At 36.5% G+C, this 24,003-nt stretch carries 20 protein-coding genes; all 20 read left to right on the top strand.

Annotated features, from left to right (window positions below; all coding sequences use genetic code 11):
- Positions 1 to 66: 66 nt before the first annotated feature.
- The 20 genes from H0486_RS09175 (at position 67) to H0486_RS09080 (ending at position 23,962) form a co-directional block, all read left to right on the top strand.
- A complete protein-coding gene (locus H0486_RS09175) occupies positions 67 to 1,314 on the top strand; it encodes a competence/damage-inducible protein A (protein ID WP_228352717.1) in 1,248 nt (415 codons plus the stop codon).
- 100 nt (positions 1,315 to 1,414) lie between these two features.
- On the top strand, positions 1,415 to 2,071 hold the full coding sequence (locus H0486_RS09170) for a hypothetical protein (protein WP_228352716.1): 657 nt from the start codon (positions 1,415 to 1,417) through the stop codon (positions 2,069 to 2,071).
- 229 nt (positions 2,072 to 2,300) lie between these two features.
- Entirely contained in the window at positions 2,301 to 3,557 is a 1,257-nt protein-coding gene (locus tag H0486_RS09165; RefSeq protein WP_228352715.1) for a BaiN/RdsA family NAD(P)/FAD-dependent oxidoreductase, read from the top strand.
- Between the two features lie 32 nt (positions 3,558 to 3,589).
- Positions 3,590 to 4,264, top strand: coding sequence for a (d)CMP kinase (gene cmk / locus H0486_RS09160; RefSeq protein ID WP_228352714.1), 675 nt, complete (start codon positions 3,590 to 3,592; stop codon positions 4,262 to 4,264).
- A gap of 2 nt (positions 4,265 to 4,266) precedes the next feature.
- Positions 4,267 to 6,237 (top strand): bifunctional 4-hydroxy-3-methylbut-2-enyl diphosphate reductase/30S ribosomal protein S1, encoded by a 1,971-nt coding sequence (locus H0486_RS09155; protein ID WP_267023625.1) that lies wholly within the window; start codon positions 4,267 to 4,269, stop codon positions 6,235 to 6,237.
- Positions 6,238 to 6,271: 34 nt separating this feature from the next.
- On the top strand, positions 6,272 to 7,051 hold the full coding sequence (locus tag H0486_RS09150; RefSeq protein ID WP_228352713.1) for a CheR family methyltransferase: 780 nt from the start codon (positions 6,272 to 6,274) through the stop codon (positions 7,049 to 7,051).
- A 296-nt stretch (positions 7,052 to 7,347) separates the two neighbouring features.
- Entirely contained in the window at positions 7,348 to 8,358 is a 1,011-nt protein-coding gene (plsX, locus tag H0486_RS09145; protein ID WP_228352712.1) for a phosphate acyltransferase PlsX, read from the top strand.
- Between the two features lie 24 nt (positions 8,359 to 8,382).
- Complete coding sequence (gene acpP / locus H0486_RS09140; protein WP_228352711.1) at positions 8,383 to 8,613, top strand: acyl carrier protein; 231 nt, start codon at positions 8,383 to 8,385, stop codon at positions 8,611 to 8,613.
- Positions 8,614 to 8,765: 152 nt separating this feature from the next.
- The gene (gene rnc, locus H0486_RS09135) at positions 8,766 to 9,473 is read left to right on the top strand and encodes a ribonuclease III (RefSeq protein ID WP_228352710.1); all 708 of its coding nucleotides are present in this window, start codon (positions 8,766 to 8,768) and stop codon (positions 9,471 to 9,473) included.
- Between the two features lie 50 nt (positions 9,474 to 9,523).
- Positions 9,524 to 13,084 (top strand): chromosome segregation protein SMC, encoded by a 3,561-nt coding sequence (smc, locus tag H0486_RS09130; protein ID WP_228352709.1) that lies wholly within the window; start codon positions 9,524 to 9,526, stop codon positions 13,082 to 13,084.
- A gap of 59 nt (positions 13,085 to 13,143) precedes the next feature.
- Positions 13,144 to 14,076, top strand: coding sequence for a signal recognition particle-docking protein FtsY (gene ftsY / locus H0486_RS09125; protein WP_228352708.1), 933 nt, complete (start codon positions 13,144 to 13,146; stop codon positions 14,074 to 14,076).
- 120 nt (positions 14,077 to 14,196) lie between these two features.
- Positions 14,197 to 15,411: a threonine ammonia-lyase gene (gene ilvA / locus H0486_RS09120; RefSeq protein WP_267023624.1), complete on the top strand. Its 1,215-nt coding sequence runs from the start codon at positions 14,197 to 14,199 to the stop codon at positions 15,409 to 15,411.
- Positions 15,412 to 15,759: 348 nt separating this feature from the next.
- The gene (gene recA, locus H0486_RS09115; RefSeq protein ID WP_228352706.1) at positions 15,760 to 16,785 is read left to right on the top strand and encodes a recombinase RecA; all 1,026 of its coding nucleotides are present in this window, start codon (positions 15,760 to 15,762) and stop codon (positions 16,783 to 16,785) included.
- 97 nt (positions 16,786 to 16,882) lie between these two features.
- Positions 16,883 to 17,488, top strand: a complete 606-nt coding sequence (locus H0486_RS09110) for a regulatory protein RecX (protein WP_228352705.1) — start codon at positions 16,883 to 16,885, stop codon at positions 17,486 to 17,488.
- 184 nt (positions 17,489 to 17,672) lie between these two features.
- Positions 17,673 to 19,109 (top strand): acyl-CoA carboxylase subunit beta, encoded by a 1,437-nt coding sequence (locus tag H0486_RS09105; RefSeq protein WP_228352704.1) that lies wholly within the window; start codon positions 17,673 to 17,675, stop codon positions 19,107 to 19,109.
- Between the two features lie 11 nt (positions 19,110 to 19,120).
- Positions 19,121 to 19,480, top strand: a complete 360-nt coding sequence (locus H0486_RS09100) for an OadG family protein (RefSeq protein ID WP_228352703.1) — start codon at positions 19,121 to 19,123, stop codon at positions 19,478 to 19,480.
- A gap of 130 nt (positions 19,481 to 19,610) precedes the next feature.
- Positions 19,611 to 20,018, top strand: a complete 408-nt coding sequence (locus tag H0486_RS09095) for a biotin/lipoyl-containing protein (RefSeq protein ID WP_228352702.1) — start codon at positions 19,611 to 19,613, stop codon at positions 20,016 to 20,018.
- A 47-nt stretch (positions 20,019 to 20,065) separates the two neighbouring features.
- Positions 20,066 to 21,478 (top strand): oxaloacetate decarboxylase subunit alpha, encoded by a 1,413-nt coding sequence (locus H0486_RS09090; RefSeq protein ID WP_228352701.1) that lies wholly within the window; start codon positions 20,066 to 20,068, stop codon positions 21,476 to 21,478.
- Positions 21,479 to 21,823: 345 nt separating this feature from the next.
- Positions 21,824 to 23,551: a PAS domain-containing hybrid sensor histidine kinase/response regulator gene (locus H0486_RS09085; RefSeq protein ID WP_228352700.1), complete on the top strand. Its 1,728-nt coding sequence runs from the start codon at positions 21,824 to 21,826 to the stop codon at positions 23,549 to 23,551.
- 60 nt (positions 23,552 to 23,611) lie between these two features.
- Positions 23,612 to 23,962 (top strand): Hpt domain-containing protein, encoded by a 351-nt coding sequence (locus H0486_RS09080; protein ID WP_228352699.1) that lies wholly within the window; start codon positions 23,612 to 23,614, stop codon positions 23,960 to 23,962.
- The last annotated feature ends 41 nt before the right edge of the window (positions 23,963 to 24,003 follow it).

Here is a 24,003-nt window from a genome sequence, read left to right as displayed (position 1 = left end):
ATTCATCCTGATGAATGTAAATCATCTGAAGTAACATTTGATGACATAATGAAAGGAAGCTGTTCTATGACGGTTGAATTAATTAGTGTGGGTACTGAATTATTGATGGGAAATATCGTTAATACAAATGCCCAGTATTTATCAAGGAAGTGTGCGGAATTAGGTTTTTCCTTATACTTTCAAATTACAGTTGGAGATAATGAAGGAAGATTATGTGAGGTAATTGAAACTGCTCTCCATCGATCAGATATTATCATTCTCACAGGAGGGCTTGGCCCTACCCAGGATGATATCACAAAGGAATCTGTTGCGAAGGTATTAAAACGAAATCTAGTCATGGATGAAGAATCAAAAAGATTGATTGATGACTATTTTAAGTTCCGTTTTCAAGGAGAAAAAAACACAATTGTTACTGAAAACAATTGGAAGCAGGCCCTCAAAATTGAAGATTCGATTGTGATTAAGAATGATAATGGGACCGCTCCGGGTTCTATAGTTGAAATAAACAATAAGTCGATTATTATTTTACCGGGACCACCTGCTGAAATGAAGCCGATGTTTGAACAGCATATTTTTCCTTATTTAAAGAAAAAGCAAAATAAAACCTTTGTATCTAAGATGATTAAAATCTGTGGAATTGGTGAAAGCAGGGCTGAAACAGATATATTGGATCTGATTGAAAAGCAATCTAATCCCACAATAGCTCCTTATGCAAAGAATGGTGAAGTACATTTTCGTATCACAGCGGCCGCAGACTGCGAGGCAGAAGCACATCAACTTCTATCACCGGTGGTGAATGAATTGTATCAGCGTTTTGGAGAGAATATCTATACAAGTATTGAGGAAGAAACGCTGGAAGAGGTTGTGGCACATCTCTTGATAGACAAGAAGTATACATTAACTACAGCCGAATCCTGTACAGGAGGGATGCTAACAGGCAGAATCGTCAATATTCCAGGAGTATCTGATATTCTAAAGGAGGGCTTTATAACGTATTCCAATGAAGCTAAGATGAAATACCTTGGAGTAAAAAAGGAGACTCTGGATCAGTACGGTGCAGTAAGCTCACAAACTGCACAGGAGATGGCTCTCGGAGCTGCAGAGGCGGCAGAAGCGGATGCTGCGCTTGCGATTACTGGTATTGCTGGACCAGATGGAGGAACGAAAGATAAGCCAGTTGGTTTGGTTTATATTGCATGTAATGTAAAAGGACATGTGACTGTAAAGGAGTGTCATTTTAAAGGAAATCGACAAAAAGTACGAGATCAAAGTGTAATATATGCCCTGGATTTGTTAAGAAGATCCCTAAAATAACTATTTTGTATAATATTTTTCATAATAACATAGAAATGACACAGTTGTGGCCTATTGTAAAGTCAATGAAAATACTGATTATACAACTAAGGAGGTTATTATGGGAGTATCTAGAAAAAGATTGTTCTTAATATGTTTCATATTAATAATTCCTATATTCCTTTTTTCGGCTTGCAATATATTTCAATTTGAAACCTTTGATGCATCGAAAGATAATGACACCACAAAAGTAAGCATTACACCTACACCGGAAGAAGAACATGAGGATGAAGAGGATGTGGCTTCGGTTCCAAAATCCGCTGAAACAGCTATGGATGAGGAAAACATGGAACCAACGAAAGTTGCAACTCCAACTCCATCTGTAATTCAACCTACTGCGAATAAAGAATTATCGGTATTTACTGTGAATATTGATAGCGGTGACATTCAGCCAATTACAGCATTAGTTCCGGAAGGAAGTGCTATCACTCCGGAATTAATTGTAAATACTGTTGTTGAAGCCATGGAAGACCAGTCCATCGTTGTTGGTATTGATAGTATTACTACTGAGAGTGATGCTATTATTGTAAGCTTTAAATCAGATAAGGCACCACTTGATAATGTTGGCGCAGGATACGAGGTAGCAATACTGGATGCGATTGCACAGAGCTTAATTGATAATACGGATTATCATAAAGTGATTTATCGGGTAGAAGGAAAAGAATACGTTAGTGGTCATATCCAATTAGGAATAAATGAAGTATATCTAGGAGATTAACTTCATAACAAATAAATCATATGATAAATTCAGGTAATTGCGATACGATTCAAAGACTTCGACAATTACCTGATTTTATGTTATCATGTTATAAGTTTTTATATTATGAAACATTATAAATATAGAAGCAATCACGATAAAAATGTTCATGTATTCTTAATTTAAGGTTAGAATATTCTTGACAGATTTTATTTATAGTAAGTAAACTAACGAAGCATCGGAGATTTCTATGAGTAACGTATTAATTGTCGGCGGAGGAGCTGCCGGGATGATGGCAGCAATAATAGCCGCCGAAAACGGACATAAGGTAACCTTACTGGAGAAAAATGAAAAGCTCGGTAAAAAACTATATATTACCGGTAAGGGCAGATGCAATCTAACAAATGCCTGTGATCGTGATTCTTTCTTTGAGCAGGTAGTTTCGAATCCCAAATTCCTATATAAGGCATTTCATACCTTTAATAATTTCGATGTTATGGATTTTTTTGAGGGTATAGGACTTCCGTTGAAGACAGAACGTGGAAACCGTGTATTTCCTTCCTCTGATAAATCATCGGATGTAATCACAGCCTTACGCCGCGAGCTAGAGCGCAGATCAGTTGAGATACGTTATCAAAGTGAGGTGGCCCGTATTTTAATAAGGGACGAAAGTTTTCATGGCCTTATCCTCAAGGATGGCGGTAAGGAATTGTATGGAGATGCTGTAATTATTGCAACAGGAGGTATTTCATATCCATTGACAGGTTCCACCGGTGACGGATATGAGTTTGCTAAAGCAATGGGTCATACAATTACAGAACTGTCACCTTCGCTTGTACCAATCCACGTAAAAGAAAGTTATGTGAAGGATTTAATGGGGTTATCCTTAAAGAATGTTGAGATTAGAATAACCACAATATCCAATCAGAAAGAAATCTATCGCGACTTTGGGGAATTGCTGTTCACTCATTTTGGAGTCAGTGGTCCGTTAATTTTAAGTGCAAGCAGCTATATTATTCCTTATTTGAGAAAGCAGGAATCTCTTCAGCTTAGTATAGACTTAAAACCGGCTCTTACGGAGGAACAGCTGGATATAAGAATCTTGCGTGATTTTGAAGAATTTAAGAATAAACAATTTAAGAATTCCCTGGACCACCTATTGCCAAACAAGCTAATAGATGTTATTATTCGTCTAAGCCTAATTGATTCGGAAAAGAAAGTAAATTCCATTACAAAAGAAGAACGTCTTCGCCTTGTAAAGCTTCTTAAGAATGTTACTTTCCAAATAGCAAAATTAAGCGATTATAATCAGGCAGTTATTACAAAGGGCGGCATTAATGTGAAAGAAATAAATCCTTCCACAATGGAAAGTAAGCTGGTTAAGAATGTTTTCTTTGCCGGTGAGGTCATGGACTTGGATGCGCTAACAGGGGGTTATAATCTACAGATCGCATGGTCAACAGCATATGTAGCAGGAAGTAGCATTCCACATATCACACTGGAATAATACAAAATAACCACAATAAATGGAGGATAACAATGAACTATTTTAATATTGCAATTGATGGACCAGCTGGAGCCGGAAAAAGTACCATAGCAAAAAAAATCGCTAAAAAATTAGGTTTTATTTATGTTGATACCGGAGCTATGTATCGAGCTTTGGCTTTATATTTTCTAAGGAACCATATTCAGGCTAATGATCGGGAAAGCATTGAGAAAGCGTGTCAGAATGTAGATGTAATCATTGAATATAAAGATGGTGAGCAGCTGGTATTGTTAAACGGAGAAAACGTAAATGGTTTAATACGGACAGAAGAAGTTGGAAATATGGCCAGTGCCTCCTCCGTACACAAGACAGTTAGACTTAAGCTTGTTGAACTACAGCAAAAGTTAGCGAAATCGGCAAATGTTGTTATGGATGGAAGAGAAATTGGGACTTTTGTTCTGCCAAATGCAGATTTAAAAATATATATGACGGCAAGTTCCAAAGAACGTGCTCGTAGAAGATGGGCCGAACTCAAGGAAAAAGGTATTGAGTCTGATATAAATGAAATTGAAAAGGATATTATAGAGCGTGACCACAGGGATATGACAAGAGAATTTGCACCACTTAAGCAGGCAGAGGATGCAGTACTTTTAGATACCTCCCACATGTCTATTGACGAGGTGGTTAATACAGTCATTGATTTATATAATAAGAAAATTAGTAATTAAGGATGCTGATATTATTGAATATAAATGTTGCAAAAACAGCTGGTTTTTGTTTTGGTGTAAAAAGGGCAGTCGATTTAGTATATAATGAAGTTCAGAATGGATCAAAAGTATACACTTATGGACCAATTATTCATAATGAAGAAGTAGTTTCCGATCTGGCAAACAAAGGTGTTAAAGTGATTGAAGATCCGGAAGAATTAAAAACATTACCAGCGGGAACAATAATTATACGTTCCCATGGTGTATCGAAAGAATTACAGGAAAAGCTTTCTTCTTATGGACATAAAATCATTGATGCAACTTGTCCGTATGTAAAGAAAATACACAGGGCAGTCAGCGAAAAAAGTGGTAGTGGTCAACATATCATTATTATTGGAAATCAATCACACCCAGAAGTTCAAGGAATAATTGGCTGGTGTCAAACCATTTCACAGGATGGTACTTCCTATACTGTAATTGAAAATGAAGAGGAAGCAAAGGCACTCAACCTTCCTCAAGATGAAAAAATATGTATTGTTTCCCAGACGACATTTAATTACAAGAAATTTCAAGATTTAGTTGAAATTATATCAAAAAAGGGTTATGATATATTTGTTTTAAATACAATTTGCAATGCCACAGAAGAGAGGCAGACAGAGGCTTATCAACTGGCAAAACAATCAGATGCGATGATTGTTATTGGTGGAAAGCAGAGCTCGAATACGAGAAAGCTTTATGATATTTGCAAAAAAGAATGTGAAAATACTTACTATATACAGCAACTTAAAGACCTGGATTTAAATGAGTTTAAATCTTATCGAAACGTAGGTATTACAGCAGGGGCATCGACCCCAAACAATATTATCAAGGAGGTTCATACCGTAATGTCGGAAAAAAGTTTTGAACAATTATTGGAAGAAGAAAAGGTAGTAAAAATAAACAACGGCGATGTTGTAGAAGGAATTGTCTTGGGTGTTAAGGATGATGAAATCATCTTAAATATAGGCTACAAGTCGGAAGGTATCATTACAAGAAATGAATATACCAATACACCCAATCTTGATTTGCGTACTGTTGTCAATGTTGGTGACGTAATGCAGGCCAAGGTGTTAAAAGTAAATGATGGTGAAGGTCAGGTGGCTTTAACCTATAAAAGACTGGCTGCAGAAAAAGGAAATAAAAGATTGGAAGAAGCCTTTGAAAAGCATGAAGTATTGTCAGCTACAGTAGCTGCTGTACTCAATGGCGGCTTAAGTGTGATTATTGACGAAGCGAGAGTCTTTATTCCTGCAAGTCTTATCTCCGACACCTATGAGAAAGATCTTTCTAAATATAATGGCGAGAAGATTGAATTTGTTATTACCGAATTCAATCCAAAGAAGAGACGTATCATTGGTGACCGTAAGCAATTAATCGTTGCGAAAAAAGAAGTACTTAAGAAGGAATTATTTGAGAAAATTAAAGTTGGAATGACGGTAGAAGGTACTGTTAAGAATATCACTGATTTTGGTGCATTTATTGATCTTGGTGGTGCAGATGGACTTCTTCATATTTCTGAGATGTCCTGGGGTAGAGTAGAAAATCCGAAGAAGGTATTTAAGGTTGGTGAAACCGTGAAAGCCTTCATTAAAGATATTCAGGGAGAAAAGATTGCTCTGAGCTTAAAATTCGAGGATGAAAATCCTTGGATAAACGCAGAATCTAAATATGCTGTTGGTAATGTAGTCATTGGTACTGTAGCAAGAATGACTGATTTCGGCGCATTCGTTGAGCTTGAGCCTGGTATTGATGCACTTCTTCATGTTTCTCAAATCTCCAAAGAACATGTTGAGAAGCCTTCCGATTCATTAAAGATTGGTCAGGAGATTACTGCAAAGGTAGTTGAATTCAATAAGGAAGAGAAGAAGATCAGCTTAAGCATCAAAGCTTTAGAAGCACCAGAGAAAGAAGAGGAATCTGCTTCAGCTGAAGTAAATGAGGAAACTGCAGAATAAATCAATTAAAAACTTATGATAAAGGAGATTTGTCTTGCTGGGTAGTTATGAGGCGTTTATTCAATCCATATATGACATGACAAAGATAGACTTGAATTCTTATAAGGAACGCCAGATGAAACGTCGTATTGAGGCTTTAATTACGAAACATGGCATTCCTTCTTATTCAGAGTATATCTTGAAATTAAAGTCGGATAAGGTTGCATACGATGAATTTATTAATTATATTACGATTAACGTATCGGAATTTTATCGAAATCCGGAACAATGGAAATTGTTAGAGAATGATGTGTTACCTTATCTGATGGATCATTTTGGCAGGGATTTAAAAATATGGAGTGCTGCATGTTCCACAGGAGATGAACCTTATTCACTAGTAATGCTTTTATCGAAATACTTACCATTAAGTAGAATTAAGATATATGCTACAGACATTGATAAGACCGTTATGGAGAAAGCAAAAGTCGGTCTTTATCATGTAAAAAGCTTAAAGTCGTTACCGGATGAATTTATAAGTAAGTATTTTACGAAAATTAATGACAGAACATATCAGATTTCTGATACGGTTAAATCCTGCGTAGAATTCAATCAGCATGATTTATTAAAGGATCCTTATCCATCTAATTGTGATCTAATTGTTTGTCGTAATGTCTTGATCTATTTTACAGATGATGCTAAAAATAAGATCTATATGAATTTTCATAAAGCTCTAAAGAAAGATGCTTTATTGTTCGTAGGCAGTACGGAGCAAATTATACAGGCACAGCAGATTGGATTTACGAATTTTCGTTCTTTCTTTTATAAAAAAGTATAATTTCGTGTGTAAATGCGAATGTAACCACAGGGATTAGAATTAAGGCAATTCTAATCCCTGTTTTATATTTGTATTCACTCCTTCTAATACTTCTATCCCTTGATTTATCCGGCCTTTTCTATACTGTAATATTACTCCATATTAAATTTTAAAATATGGTTGATTTTTAGTATAATATCGAGTATATTGTTTAGTAGATTTAGCTATCAATCGTGTTTCTGAATATGCTAAGACTGAACTATCACGAATATAAAGCTTTCATAATGTACAGATAACTGTACAAGAATGGAGGGAATATGCATAATTCTATAACGGTTGCAGTCGATGCAATGGGTGGCGATAATGCACCTGAAGAAATTATTAAGGGTGCAGTGCTTGCCGTACAGGATGAGAAAGATATCAAAGTAATACTTACTGGAGATCAAGACATTATTCAAAAGGAATTAGTTAAGTATACTTATGATAAAGAGCGCATAATAGTAGTACATGCGCCAGAAGTGATTACCAATAATGAGGCACCCGTACTTGCAATCCGGCGTAAGAAAAACTCCTCCATAGTTGTTGCTTTGAATTTAGTAAAGCAAAAAGAAGCAGATGCCTTTGTATCTGCTGGCAGTACCGGAGCTGTTCTCGCAGGCGGTCAACTACTGGTAGGAAGAATTAAAGGAGTAGAACGTCCACCATTAGCGCCTTTGATACCTACTTTGAATGGGGTATCTTTACTGGTAGATTGTGGCGCAAATGTGGATGCAAGAGCATCTCATTTAGTACAGTTTGCGAAAATGGGTTCTATTTACATGGAAAATGTTCTAGGTATACCGAACCCGAAAGTTGCCATCGTTAATATTGGAGCTGAAGAGGAAAAAGGCAATCAATTAGTGAAGGAAACCTTTCCGTTATTAAAGGCTTGTTCAGATATTAATTTTATTGGCAGTATAGAAGCTAGAGAGATACCTTACGGTGGAGCCGATGTTATTGTTTGCGAAGCTTTTGTTGGTAATGTTATTCTTAAACTTTATGAAGGCCTAGGAGCAGCATTAATTAATAAAATAAAATCAGGACTTATGAGTACAACAAAAAGTAAGCTTGGTGCATTACTATGCAAACCTGCACTGAAGGAAACATTGAAGGATTTTGATGCTTCAAAGTATGGCGGTGCTCCTTTACTAGGATTAAATGGCCTCGTTGTAAAGACACATGGCAACGCAAAAAGTACAGAAGTACGTAATTCCATCCTACAATGTGTTACCTTTACCAAGCAACATATAAATGATAAAATAATGGAACACTTAAAAAATAACGAGTAAATCATAAAAGAAGGGTGAATGATTATGGAATTTGAAAAATTACAGAAAATAATAGGTGAAGTATTAAATGTAGAAGAAGACGAAATTACTATGGATACCACATTTGTAGATGATTTAGGTGCAGATTCTCTTGACCTTTTTCAGATTATTATGGGTATTGAAGAAGAGTTTGATATTGAGATTGCAAATGAAGACGCAGAGAATATCGTAACTGTAGGAGATGCAGTTGAGCAAATTAAGAATGCATTGAATTAATTTGCTTTTATATCTTGTTCATGAAACCTGGTAACAAAGTTTATTAATGGTAAGAATAAGCCCCATGAATAAGTTTGACTTATTCATGGGCTTGTTTATATAATTAAGGAATTCCTTGGATTTCTTAATTATTTGACAAGAATGGAGGCATTATGAAATTGCGAAAAAAATCAAATGAAAAATTTATGGCATTAGAGCAAAAAATGAACTATCATTTTGCTGATCCCAGTTTATTAGTTCATGCATTATCACATAGTTCTTATGCCAATGAGATGCGATTAAGCAAGGATAAGAATAATGAACGCCTAGAATTTCTAGGAGACGCAGTATTGGAGCTTGTAACCAGCGAATATGTATATAAGGAATATCCTGATTTGTCAGAAGGTGACCTGACGAAGCTACGTGCAAGCATTGTCTGTGAGCAGACTTTATCAGCCTGTGCTAGGGATTTTCACTTGGGAGAGTATTTATTACTGGGTAAAGGAGAAGCTAATTCTGGTGGCCGAGACCGTGATTCTATCCTTTCCGATGCTTTTGAAGCAGTAATTGGAGCAATCTATTTAGATGGTGGTTTTACTAATGCAAAAGAGTTTATTACACAGTTTATATTAGAAGATGTGAAGAATAAAGATCTCTTTTTCGATAGCAAGACTATCTTACAGGAAATTATTCAGAATGAGAATAACAAGCAAAAGCTCCGATACAATCTAATTTCGGAAACTGGACCGGATCATAATAAAATTTTTACCATTGCAGTGTGCATCGGTAACGAAGAGATTGGTCGTGGATCCGGTCGTACGAAGAAGGCTGCAGAACAGGAAGCAGCAAATCAGGCGATTCAAAAACTTCAGAAGAATTAAAATCGCGTAAAACCAGTAGAATACAGTAGGAAATAGATGGGAGACTATGAATGTATTTAAAAAGTATTGAAATACACGGCTTTAAATCTTTTGCAAATAAGATCATATTGGAATTCCATGATGGAATAACCGGTATTGTAGGGCCAAACGGAAGTGGAAAAAGTAATGTTGCTGATGCTGTACGATGGGTATTGGGTGAACAAAGTGCTAAGCAGCTAAGAGGTTCGAAAATGGAGGATGTTATTTTTGCTGGAACCCAGGCGAGAAAACCCCTTGGTTATGCATATGTTGCCATTACTTTGGATAATTCCGATCATAAATTACCGATTGAGTTTGACGAGGTTACAATTGCCAGAAGAGTATATCGGTCCGGTGAAAGTGAATATTTGATTAATGGAACATCATGTCGATTAAAGGATGTTAATGAACTGTTTATGGATACTGGTATTGGTAAGGAAGGGTATTCCATAATCGGTCAAGGACAGATTGATAAAATACTAAGCGGAAAACCAGAAGATCGACGAGAATTATTTGATGAAGCTGCCGGAATTGTAAAGTTCAAACGACGAAAATATGCCGCTGAAAAGAATCTGGAAGAAGAAAAGCTTAATTTGTCCCGAGTAACAGATATTATTAAAGAGATTGAACATCAATTGGCACCGCTGGAGAAACAATCTGCGACAGCTAAGGTTTATTTGAAATTAAAAGAAGAATTAAAAAGCCTGGAAGTAAATCAGTTTCTAAAGGAATATGATAAAATACGGCTTTCCAAGGAACAGGTGGAAGAAAAGCTGAAGATTGCTTCTTCGGATTTTGAACAGACAAAGCTAGAGTATGAGAATACAAAGGAAGAATATCTTCGTCTGGAACATCAATTAGAAGATTGTGATACAGCAATTGAAGCAGATAGGAATAGTTATAATGAATTAAAGCTGTCCAAGGAAAAGGCAGAAGGAGAAATTAAGGTTCTTAATGAGCAAATTCTATCTGTTCAGCAAAATGATGAATACATACAAAATCGCATTGAAGCACATCATAGTGAAATCTCCGCAAAGAAAGATGAGGAAGCCAAATATTTAAGTGAAAAGTCAGCCATTGATGCAAAAATAGCTGAAATGGATGATGTCCTTAGTGCTGCCCTTGAAGAATTAGAGCAAATCAAAGAAAATATTGGACAGTATACAAGAGAAATTGAGGACTGCAATAATAATATCTTTAACCATTTAAATATTAATTCCGGGATTAAAAGTAATATTCAGCGCTACGAGACGATGCTGGAACAGAATAACATAAGAAAAGCGGAACTTAATCAACGGATCTTAAAGAATAAAAGTGAAGAGAGTCTTTATCTTGAGACCATAGAGGTATATAAGGAAAAGCTTCAGCAGATTTCTGAGCTTATTACGGGTTATACTCAGGAAAGCGGTTCAATCGAGCAGGCAATTGCCGATACACAAACTCAGCTTGATCAGATTAATACGAAATATAATGAGTTACAATCCCGTTATCTGGGAGAAAAATCCCGTCTGGAATCCTTAATGAACTTAACAGAACGATATGAGGGATATGGAAACAGTATTAAAAAGGTTATGGAAAAAAAGACTCAGATGCCTGGTATTATTGGGGTTGTGGCTGACATCATAAAGGTTGATAAGGCCTATGAAACAGCAATTGAGACGGCTCTGGGCGGAACCATTCAGAATATTGTTACGGAAGATGAAACCACAGCAAAGAACCTGATTAATTATTTAAAGCAAAACAAATTTGGCAGAGCGACCTTTCTGCCATTGACTAATATTTCATCCGGTTCTGGTTTGCAGAATGATAAGGTATTAAAAGAAGCTGGCATACTTGGTATTGCAAGTAAGCTTGTAGATACTGAACCGAAATTTCATGCATTAATTGACCATCTTCTTGGTAGAATTATTGTAGTGGATGATATGGATCATGCTACATCCATAGCGAAAAAATATCATTACAGTCTTCGTATAGTGACTCTGGAAGGAGAATTACTAACTCCTGGAGGATCCATTTCCGGTGGTGCATATAAGAACTCAAGTAATCTACTGGGTAGACGTCGTGAAATTGAAGAGATGGAGGCGTTTGTAGCTTCCTTAGAAAAACAGACTAAGGAACTGCTACGAAGCAAAGAGGAAGTGAAGGAGAATAGAATCTCCTTACGTCAGAAGCTTGATGAAATTAAGCAAATTCTGCAGGAAAAATATCTGGAGCAAAACACGGCAAAAATGAATTTGGACCGTGAATATACCAAAAAAGCTGAGGCAGAAGAAATATATCTGGAATATACGAAAGAATTACAGGAAATTGAGCTACAGGCGAGAGATCTCAAGGACAACCTGGCGAAATTGAACGAATCTCTTTCGCAAAATACACTCTTAAACAAAGAAAAAGAATCTCAAATTGAAATGCTGACTAAGCTTCTAGAGGAGGAACGCAAAAAGGAGCAAGCAGCCAATGAAAAAGCAGCGGACCTAAAGCTACAGTTATCCTCCTTTGAACAGAACAGCCAGTTCATTTTGGAAAATGTGAAGCGTGTAAAACGCGAAATTGAGAGATTATATGAGGAAGAAGCAACATTAAAATCAGATATTCAGAAAGCACACCAGATTGTGGAAGAAAAGAACCAGATGATTTCACAGATAAGTTCTAAAATTAATGAATATCAGGAAGCAATTATTGAACTGGAAGCTCAAATTAAAGAAAAAACTTTGGAGCGAGAACGTATTACTAGTATTCACAAGAACTTCTTTACAAAACGGGAAGAGCTTTCTACCAGAATGAATGAGCTCGACAAGGAATGTTATCGTTTGACTGGTCAAAGAGAGAAACTAATCGAACAATCTGATATACAGATGAGTTATATGTGGGAGGAATATGAATTAACTTATACCACGGCACTAGAATATCCAATTGATCCAGAGATCAGCCTTGCACAGGTCAAGAAACAGATCGCTGAAATAAAAGGGAAGATAAAAGAGCTTGGTGATGTCAATGTTAATGCGATTGAGGATTATAAAAACCTTTCCGAGCGGTATGATTTCTTAAATACTCAAAAAGAGGATTTAAAGAATGCCGAAGAAACTCTGCTTCAAATAATTCATGAATTAGATACGGAGATGCGGCTTCAGTTCCAAGAGAAATTCAAAGCCATTAATGAGCAATTTGATCTTGTGTTCAAAGAATTATTTGGCGGAGGTAAGGCAGATCTTGAATTAACCGAGGAGGAGGACATTCTGGAGGCAGGAATTAAGATCAATGCTCAACCCCCGGGGAAAAAGCTTCAGAATATGATGCAGCTTTCCGGTGGTGAAAAGGCTCTTACTGCTATTTCCTTGTTGTTTGCTATTCAGAACTTGAAGCCTTCACCCTTCTGTCTCCTGGATGAGATTGAGGCTGCTTTGGATGATTCCAATGTTAACAGATATGCAAAATATCTTCATAAATTATCTAAGGATACGCAGTTTTTAATAATTACTCATCGAAGGGGTACCATGGCGGCCGCAGATATTCTATATGGTATTACAATGCAGGAAAAAGGGGTATCCACTCTGGTATCGGTTAATCTGATTGAAAACGAATTGGATAAATAATACTTAGATGCATAACATAAACATAATGAAACAGGTAATAATGAAAGGCATGGTTATATATGGGAGAGAATAAAACAGGATTTTTTAGTAAGTTAGTACAGGGATTATCTAAAACAAGAAATAGTATTGCACATGGTATTGACGCTATCTTCAGTGGTTTTTCCAGCATAGATGATGATTTCTATGAGGAATTGGAAGAAACACTTATTATGGCTGATCTAGGCATTAATACAACGACTGCAATTATTGAGAATCTCAGAGAGAAGGTGAAGGAGAATAAAATAAAGGATCCATCTGAGTGCAGGCAGCTTTTAATAAACAGTATGATGGAGCAAATGCAGCTTTCTGAAAATGCCTACGATTTTGAAACCAGAAAATCAGTGGTTCTTCTAATTGGAGTGAATGGGGTAGGTAAAACTACTTCTGTAGGGAAATTGGCCGGTCAGATGAAGGAGCAGGGGAAAAAGGTTATGGTAGCGGCGGCAGATACCTTCCGGGCGGCTGCTATCGAGCAGTTGACAGAATGGGCACATCGAGCAAATGTTGATATTATTGCACAGAAGGAAGGTTCCGATCCTGCAGCAGTAATCTATGATGCCGTTACAGCAGCAAAATCAAGAAACGTTGATATTTTATTATGTGATACTGCCGGAAGACTTCATAATAAGAAAAATCTTATGGAGGAGTTAAAAAAGATTAATCGAGTGATTGAAAGAGAATATCCGGAAGCTTATCGTGAAACCCTTGTGGTACTTGACGGAACCACTGGACAAAACGCACTGGCACAGGCCAAGGAATTCAATGAGGTTGCCGATATTACCGGTATTGTATTAACAAAGCTGGATGGAACAGCAAAGGGTGGAATTGCAATTGCTATCCAGTCCGAACTTGGCATACCAGTGAAATATATAGGTATTGGCGAGAAAATTGATGATCTTCAGAAGTTTAATGCAAATGATTTTATCAATGCTTTATTTCAAAGAAATGAATAAACAATAAAAATATGTGAGAGTCCATAATCATGGATGATAGTGTAAACGCATGATTTTCGCATTATGAATAAATGTGAAGACCTAAGTCTACAGGAATTGTAAGAATGGAGGATTAGTGTGATGACACTGGATAAATTTGAAGAAGCAACGGAAGCGGTCAAAAAAGTTATTTTACGTACAGAATTGGTATATAGCGATTATTTTTCCGAAATAACCGGTAATAAAGTCTATCTGAAGCCGGAAAATATGCAGTTTACAGGAGCATATAAGGTTCGAGGCGCGTATTATAAAATCAGTACTCTTACTAAAGAGGAAAGAAAGCGTGGCCTTATTACCGCATCTGCCGGGAATCATGCTCAAGGTGTTGCTTATGCAGCCAAACTTTATAATGCAAGAGCAATCATTGTTATGCCTTCCACAACACCCTTAATCAAGGTGAATCGGACGAAAAGTTACGGTGCAGAGGTAATTCTTTACGGAAATGTGTATGATGAAGCATGTCAATATGCATATAAACTGGCAGAGGAGAATGGATATACCTTTATTCATCCATTTAATGATGAAATAATCGCTACTGGACAGGGCACCATTGCAATGGAGATTTTTAAGGATTTACCCACGGTTGACATTATACTGGCTCCTGTTGGTGGAGGCGGTTTACTCGCTGGTGTTGCCACCTTGGCAAAGATGCTAAATCCTAATATTAAGGTGATTGGTGTAGAACCGGCTGGAGCTGCCTGTATGAAGGAATCCTTAAAAGCAGGACATGTAGTAACCCTGCCAAATGTGGATACCATCGCAGACGGTACCGCCGTTAAGACCCCTGGAGATGTGGTTTTCCCTTATATTCAAGAAAATGTTGATGATATTATTACCGTAGAAGATAAAGAATTAATTGTAAACTTCCTTGATATTCTTGAAAATCATAAAATGGTTGTTGAGAATTCCGGATTGTTAAGCGTTGCTGCATTAAAGCATCTGAATTGCAAAGATAAAAAAGTAGTATCCATCCTCAGTGGTGGTAATATGGATATTATCACTGTTTCATCGATTGTACAGCATGGATTAATCCAAAGAGGACGTGTATTTACGGTATCAGTTCAACTTCCTGACAGACCGGGAGAGTTGGTCAATGTTGCTACCATCATTGCCCAGGCTAAGGGAAATGTCATTCGACTGGATCATAATCAGTTTGTAAGCATTAATCGTAATGCTGCTGTTGAGTTAACCATAACGATGGAAACCTTTGGTCATGAACATAAGCAGGAAATTGTCCAGGCTCTCATTGATCATGGTTATAATCCAAAGCTCTGCCAACCGAATCAGTTGTATTAATTACATAAATAATTTTAAAATCTTTATTTATTATTTTTGAATGGCAGTCATTTACAAAGGGACAGGGTATTGATATAATAGAAACATCTTTATATTCTGTTATTTCTATTGTTCAAATGAGTACCCATTATATATGAAATCAAGTCGTCATCTGTCCATGTATAGGATATAATAAGGTGACTGCAGAAGGAAATGGTTCGAGGTAAAATGATTAGTTACTTGGCATCAGTTTGCCTTGGCTATTGTTTTATGTATTGACATTCCTTCTCAAATAAGTTATGATAAAGGAAAATAAGAACATTAGTTCGTATTCCGGAGGAATTTCCTCCATTCAGAAGGAGATTATTTATGGCAAAGGATGATAAGATCAGAGCATTAGAGTCTGCACTTGCGCAGATAGAAAAACAATATGGAAAAGGTTCCATAATGAAGTTGGGCGATACCAATGCAAATATGAACATAGAAACTGTTCCTACCGGATCAATCAGCCTGGATATTGCACTTGGTTTGGGTGGAGTACCTAAGGGAAGAATCCTTGAGATTTATGGTCCAGAGGCAAGTGGTAAGACAACCGTTGCACTACATATGGTGGCCGAGGTTCAGAAGAGAGGCGGTATTGCAGGCTTTATCGATGCGGAGCATGCTTTGGATCCTGTATATGCAAAGAATATTGGTGTAGATATTGACAATTTATATATCTCTCAGCCGGACAATGGAGAACAAGCGTTAGAGATAACTGAGACGATGGTTCGTTCCGGAGCGGTAGATATCATTATTGTAGACTCTGTTGCTGCATTAGTACCTAAGGCTGAAATTGATGGTGAGATGGGAGATTCCCATGTTGGTCTTCAAGCCAGATTAATGTCACAGGCATTAAGAAAATTAACTGCCGTTATCAGCAAATCCAATTGTATTGTAGTGTTTATTAATCAGCTTCGTGAAAAAGTCGGTATTATGTTTGGTAATCCTGAGACAACTACCGGTGGTCGTGCTTTGAAGTTCTATTCTTCTATACGAATGGATGTCAGAAGAATTGAATCACTGAAACAGGGTGGTGAAGTAGTAGGAAGCAGAACTCGAATCAAGGTAGTAAAGAATAAGATTGCACCTCCCTTCAAGGAAGCAGAATTTGATATCATGTTTGGTAAGGGAATATCCAAAGAAGGAGATATTCTGGATTTAGCAGCCGATTCCGGTATTGTAGTTAAGAGTGGTGCTTGGTATGCATATAATGACGCAAAGATTGGACAGGGTCGTGAGAATGCTAAGCAATTTTTAGCTGAAAACCCTGAAATTATGGAGGAAATCGAAAGTAAAGTAAGAGAGAAATTCTCCATTCCTTCCGATAAAAACTATAATGAAGTAGTAGAATAGGATTTTGATAAGCGGTAACCTATTGCTAATTATTTAGTGGCTGTTGCAAATGCGCGTTTGTAACAGCCCTTTAAATTCAGAAGGGAGAAGATAGAATATGTTAGTTACTTCTCTAAAGGAGTTAAAAAAGAACAAAATACAGGTCTATCTTGATGAGGAATATACCTTCCTACTCGATCAAAAGGAAATTAATAAGTACCATATTAATGAAAATATGATTATGACAAAGGAACTATATAAAGAACTTGAAGAATTAATGTATGCAAAAGCAAAATCAAAAGCATTATCCTTACTGTATTTTTCTGATCGTTCCGATACAGAGCTACGTAATAAATTAAGAGAGTATGGTTTTAATGATAGCATGATTGATCGGACCATGACCTATTTATATGAATATGGATATGTAGATGACGAAAGAATGGCATCTGCATACATTCGCTCAAGGATGCATACGAAAAGTAAATATTATATTCAGAGGGAGCTGCAACAGAAAGGCATTCGTGATGATATCATAGAAGAGCTGCTAACAAGGGAATATGACAATGAGACAAATGAGGATGCTGAACTTATTGCTATAAGCAAAGCAATTAAGAAGAAAACAAAAGCTCCGGAAGAACTTTCCTACGAAGAAAAGCAAAAACTTATCGCATCCTTATTCCGAAAAGGCTTCAGCATAGATAAAATTAAAAGGGTTCTTACCTAAATAAATACATTATTACCCATTTTCACTTGTAATAATACTTAACTAAGAGTAAACGGTTACAAGAAGTAGCATAAAGAACCAATCATTCATAATTTATCCTTGCCTTTTCTGTTTAAATATTATAAAATTAAAATCGGCAGATAATTGATTTTAATTAAACAATAGAAAAAATGGAGGGCTGAAAATGAGCAGTGCAGCACAATTGTCAGCAAGAGAAAGAATAGCTTCTTTGCTTGACGACAATAGTTTTGTTGAAGTCGGCGCTTTAGTTACCAAAAGAAACACTGACTTTAATTTACATCAGAAGGAATCCCCTGCTGACGGAGTAATAACCGGTTATGGTTTGATAGATGGCAATCCTGTATATGTATACAGTCAGGATTCTTCATCTCTTGGCGGCTCCATCGGCGAAATGCATGCAAAAAAGATAATTCAAATCTATGATTTAGCACTTAAAGTTGGGGCTCCTGTTATTGGTCTGATTGATTCAACCGGATTAAGACTTCAGGAGGCAACCGATGCACTAAACAGCTTTGGTGAAATATATCTGAAGCAAACACTTGCTTCCGGTATTATTCCGCAAATTACCGCTATATTTGGAAACGCCGGCGGTGGTTTAGCTGTGATGTCTTCTTTAAGTGATTTTTCTTTTATGGAGAAGAAAAGTTCACATCTGTTCGTGAATTCCCCGAATTCCCTACTTGGAAATAATAAAGATAAACTGGATACCTCGAAAGCTGATTTCCAAGCGAAAATCGGCATGGTAGATTATGTTGGTGATACGGAACAAGATGTCTTAAATAAGATTCGTGATCTCATTTGTATCTTACCATCCAGTAATGAGGATGATGCTTCCTATGATGAATGTACCGATGATTTAAATCGTGTATTAACGAACATTGCATCTGAACTTAATGATACGAAAAAGGCATTAATTGATATTTCTGATAATCATTATTTCTTTGAAGTAAAATCAGAATATGCGAAAGAAATGGTAACTGGATTTATCCGTTTAGATGGTATGACTGTTGGTGCGATAGCAAATAGAACAGAAGTAACGGATGAAAGTGGTAAGGTCATAGAAAGGTTTGATGGTACCTTAACAACGGATGGATGTAATAAAGCTTCCCGTTTTGTTAACTTCTGTGATGCATTTAATATTCCCGTCCTTACCCTAACAAACGTAAATGGTTATAAGACAACTGTAGAAGAAGAAAAAACCATCGCAGTTGCTTCTTCAAAATTGACATATGCTTTTGCTAATGCAACAATTCCAAAGGTGAACGTAATTATCGGTAAAGCTTACGGCAGTGCATATATCACAATGAACTCCAAACATATTGGTGCAGATATGGTATTCGCTTTACCATCATCAAGCATCGGAATGATGGATGCGGATCTGGCAGCACAAATTATGTATGATGGCGAAGCTTCGAACGTAATAAAGGAAAAGGCTGCAGAATATGCACAATTACAATCCAGTGCGGAAGCAGCAGCAAAACGTGGTTATGTTGATAGTATTATTGAACCAGATACGGTTCGTAAACATTTAATTTATTCCTTTGAGATGCTTTTTACCAAGAGGGATAACCGGCCTGCTAAGAAGCATGGTACCATATAGAATGAGGTGAGATGATGGGTATATTGCAGTATGTTAAAAGCCAAACCGTTATACTCTCCAGTAGCAATTTAAGTGAATATATCAATATAGACACTTTGTTTGGCGCTGTTGTTGTTTTAGCTATATTAGTTTTTATTTTGCTAGTTCTATACTTAACAAAAATCAAGCCTTTCCTTAATGATAGCAATCCTTCACAAGGACGTTCCGTTGATCATGTAATTTCACAAATTGCAGAAAACGAAGAATTGGAACTGAGTGATAATTATGAATTGGTAGCCGTAATAACTGCAGCTATCTATGCATCATATGGAGATGCTGTTCCTGCTGATGGATTTGTAGTACGTTCAATTCGTAAATCCAACCGCAGATAATTGTCTTATCATATTTAGTAATGTAAATAATTATATGTTTGCATAAGAAGAACCGAAAATGATATGTTATTAAAATTGAGTATGTGCAATTAGCGATTTGGAGCTCTTTTGCACCAGATGGAGGTATATTATGAAATACTATACAATTACAGTGAATGGAACCACATATGATGTTTCTGTAGAAGAAGGCGTAAGATCACCTCAAGCAGCAGCACCGGTAAGTCCTGCTCCCGTAGCAGCTCCGAAGCCAGCTGCAGCACCACAGGAAGCCCCTAGTGCTCCTGCAGCAGCACCTGCGAAGCCGGCTGCATCCGGAAGTGCAGGAAGTGTTAAAGTAAACTCTCCAATGCCTGGTAAAATTCTTAATATCAAAGCATCTGTTGGTCAGGCAGTGAAAAAAGGTGATGTTATCTTAATTCTTGAAGCAATGAAGATGGAAAATGAAATTGTCGCTCCTCAGGATGGAACTGTGGCTAGCATCGATGTAGCTGCTGGTCAGTCTGTAGAAGCAGGTAACTTATTAGCTACGTTAAACTAATCTGAAAGGAAAAGCGATTGAGTTAACATTTAACAGGAGGTAAAGTAATGGCAGAACAAGAAAAAAGACCGGTTAAAATAACCGAAACCATATTACGTGATGCTCACCAATCCCTGATTGCTACAAGAATGTCTACCGAAGAGATGCTTCCGATTCTTGAAACCATGGACAAGGTTGGCTACCATGCAGTGGAATGTTGGGGTGGAGCTACCTTTGATGCTTCCCTGCGTTTCTTAAAGGAAGATCCTTGGGAACGTTTAAGAAAAATCAGAAAAGGATTTAAAAATACAAAATTACAAATGCTGTTTCGTGGACAGAACATTCTGGGATATCGTCATTATGCTGATGATGTAGTTGCTTATTTTGTTCAAAAATCAATTGCAAATGGTATCGACATCATTCGTATATTCGATGCTTTAAATGATATTCGTAATCTGGAATGTGCTGTAAAAGCAACAAACAAGGAAAATGGTCATGCTCAGATTGCTATTTCCTATACCTTAGGAGATGCATATACAACAGATTATTATGTTAACATGGCGAAAAAAATAGAAGAGCTTGGTGCATCCTCCATTTGTATCAAGGATATGGCTGGATTATTAGTGCCTTATGAGGCTACAAAATTAGTTAGTGCATTAAAATCCGCTGTTAAAATCCCGATTGATCTTCATACACACTATACTAGTGGTGTGGCTGGAATGACCTATATGAAGGCTGTAGAAGCGGGCTGTGATATTATTGATACCGCTATGTCACCATTTGCTATGGGAACTAGTCAGCCTGCTACCGAAGTTATGGTAGAAACCTTTAAAGGTACTCCATATGATACCGGATTTGATCAACAGATATTAGCTGAAATAGCTGATTATTTCCGTCCTCTCCGTGACAAGGCTTTAGAGACCGGCTTACTGAATCCAAAGGTAATGGGTGTTGATATTAAGACCTTATTATATCAGGTTCCAGGCGGTATGTTATCCAACCTTGTGTCCCAGTTAAAGGAGCAAAAGCAGGAGGATAAGTATTACGAGGTATTACAGGAGGTTCCTAGAGTTCGTAAAGATTTTGGTGAACCACCTCTCGTAACTCCTTCCAGTCAGATTGTAGGAACCCAGGCGGTGCTTAATGTATTGGCTGGCGAACGCTACAAGATGGTTACAAAGGAAACCAAAGCATTGCTTTCCGGTGAATATGGTCAGACTGTAAAACCGTTTAATGCAGAGGTTCAAAAGAAAGTAATCGGAGACAAGAAGCCTATTACCTGTCGCCCAGCTGACTTAATCGAGCCAGAGCTCGCTAAGATTGAAGCGGAAATTGCTGACTGGAAAGAACAGGATGAGGATGTATTGTCCTATGCTCTTTTCCCTCAGGTTGCGATGGATTTCTTTAAATATCGTCAGGCACAGAAAACGGGTATTGATGTTGCTGCAGCAGACAAAGCAAACCAGGCTTACCCTGTATAAGAATAATATAATGTGTTAAAGATTTTATTAATAATGCCGATAAGAAAATACTTCTTATCGGCATTTTGATTCAAAAAATAGGTACACTTGTGTCTACAGATTTTATGCTCTGATTGACAATTAAATTTTTGTCTGATATATTTGTTATAATATGCAAATTACTTCTAATTAATGTTAATTCATTTTAAGAATGCATAGATTGTTTTAATTTGAAAGTATTTCCGTCGCTTCAATCACATTAAAGCGAGAGTGTTAATGTATAGATTAATTCATCTTAATTGTCCGGATGAAGTCATATCGAACCTTATAATAACCAAATGATTATAGGAAATGGAGAAGCGTAAATTGGATTTATTAAACTTTCAATTGCAAAACTTAGACCTTTTTATTTTGAATCGATATATTGCATTATTTTTGATTTCCATAACATTATGTATTATCATTATTATCATTGTTCTGGATGTGAAATACAGAAAGCGAATTTCTGCGTTGATTTATCGGGAAGCACTGATAAATTTAATCTATTCGAATGTTAATGTTGTTTTTTCCATATATGATCTTCAAAGTAGGTGCATTGAGTATATATCTCCTAATTTTGAACGTTTTTTTGGCATAAGAAATGAAGTATTTCAAAAGGTATATTTGCAATTATTAGGCAATATACCCGCTGAATATCATAAGGATATAATCCGTTTTTTTACATGTCCTAATATAAGCGAAAACGCAGATATCACATTTCAATATCAGCATCCGATAACCAATGAGATGCTATGGCTCAGTGTTCACCTTTATCCAAGTGAAGTACTCAACATGAAGAAAAAAATCATATGCTATATTTCTGATATTACCAAAGAGACACAGGCAAATATCGCATTAAAGTCAGCATTATCAAATATAGAAAAGGCAAATGAGGCTAAAAAAGACTTCTTATCCCATATAAGTCATGAATTAAAGACACCCATACATTCCGTTATAGGATTAACACAGCTTGCACGAAATTCCTTGGGAAATCCTTCAAAGCAGATATATTATTTTGATCGGATCCATCAATCCTCATATAATCTGTTAGACATAATCAATAATATACTGGATGTTTCTAAAATGGACAGTGATAATCTTGTTCTATTGATGGAACCCTTTTACTTAAGTAATTTATTACAGCATATTTCTTCTATTATTAGTACTCAGGCAGAATTAAATCATCAGTATTTTGAGCTTATCCTAAACGATATTCAAGATGATTCAATTATTGGTGACAGCCTTCGTTTGACCCAAATACTGAACAATTGTATCTCGAACGCTTTAAAATTCACTCCATCTGGTGGAAAAATCACTTTAGAAGTATCTGAAATGGAAAAATATAAAACAAAAGCATTATATCGTTTTGTGATAAAGGATACTGGTAAAGGAATGAGCGATGAATATATCAAGCGTATCTTTCTTCCGTTTAATCAGGAAGATAGTAGTATTGCTAAAAAATATGGCGGGACTGGACTTGGAATGTTCATTGTAAAAAACCTGGTTCATTTGATGGGCGGATCCATACACGTGGCAAGCAAAGTAGGAATAGGAACAACGATAACGATTGATATCATGCTGGAGTTAAATGAGACTTCTTCAAAAATGCAGTCTATTGAAATATCTGAAAATGAAGAACTACCTTCAGATAATAGATTAAATTATGATTTTTCTGGAAAGAGAATTCTCGTAGTAGAAGATAACGCAATCAATCTGGAAATCATCTGTGATTTCTTAAAGTATGTAAATATTGCGTTTGATACCGCAGTGGATGGTTTTGAAGCAATTAGTAAATTTGAGAGCGCAGCTACCAACTATTATGACATAATTATAATGGATATTCAATTACCGGATTTGAACGGATATCAGACTGCAAAAACAATTCGAACATCCGGTCATAGTAATTATGATTCTATTTGCATTATTGCGTTAACAGCTGATTCTACTGATGTAGACTACAGTTTATATCAGGAGTATGGAATGAATTATTACATAACCAAACCCATCGATCGGAATAAATTCTACCACTTATTATATTCTATTTTTAACCTGTGAGGTGCTGAATACTAACCCGTATATGGTAGAAACATTATTATGTCAGTCGGAGGAAAATATATGGAGTATATTGATAGAAAGCTTATGGAACTTGGTGTTGATGTAAAAGGTGTTTTGCTTCGCCTGGGTCATAATGAACAGCTCTATCAGTCACTTTGTCAAAAATTCTTAAAAGATACTACCTATCAATTATTTATGGATTCCATCATGAAGCATGAATATAAAAATGCGGCTTTTTATGTTCATACCTTGAAGGGAATTGCCGCAAATTTAGGATTTCACAAGCTGGCGCAGTATTGTCTGAGACTTCAGGAGGAGATATCCAAGCAACGAGTTGATCAAAATCATATCAAGCTTCTTACGAATGAATATCAAAAAATAATTCTTGTTTTAAAGGAGAAAACCACTTGACAATTATATGTGAATTCGTTATACTACCACCTGTAAAGAAA

This window comes from Variimorphobacter saccharofermentans (assembly GCF_014174405.1).
Lineage (GTDB): Bacteria > Bacillota > Clostridia > Lachnospirales > Lachnospiraceae > Mobilitalea > Mobilitalea saccharofermentans.
The sequence above is the reverse complement of the archived record's forward strand: the minus strand, read 5'-3'. Positions and strand labels throughout refer to the sequence as shown.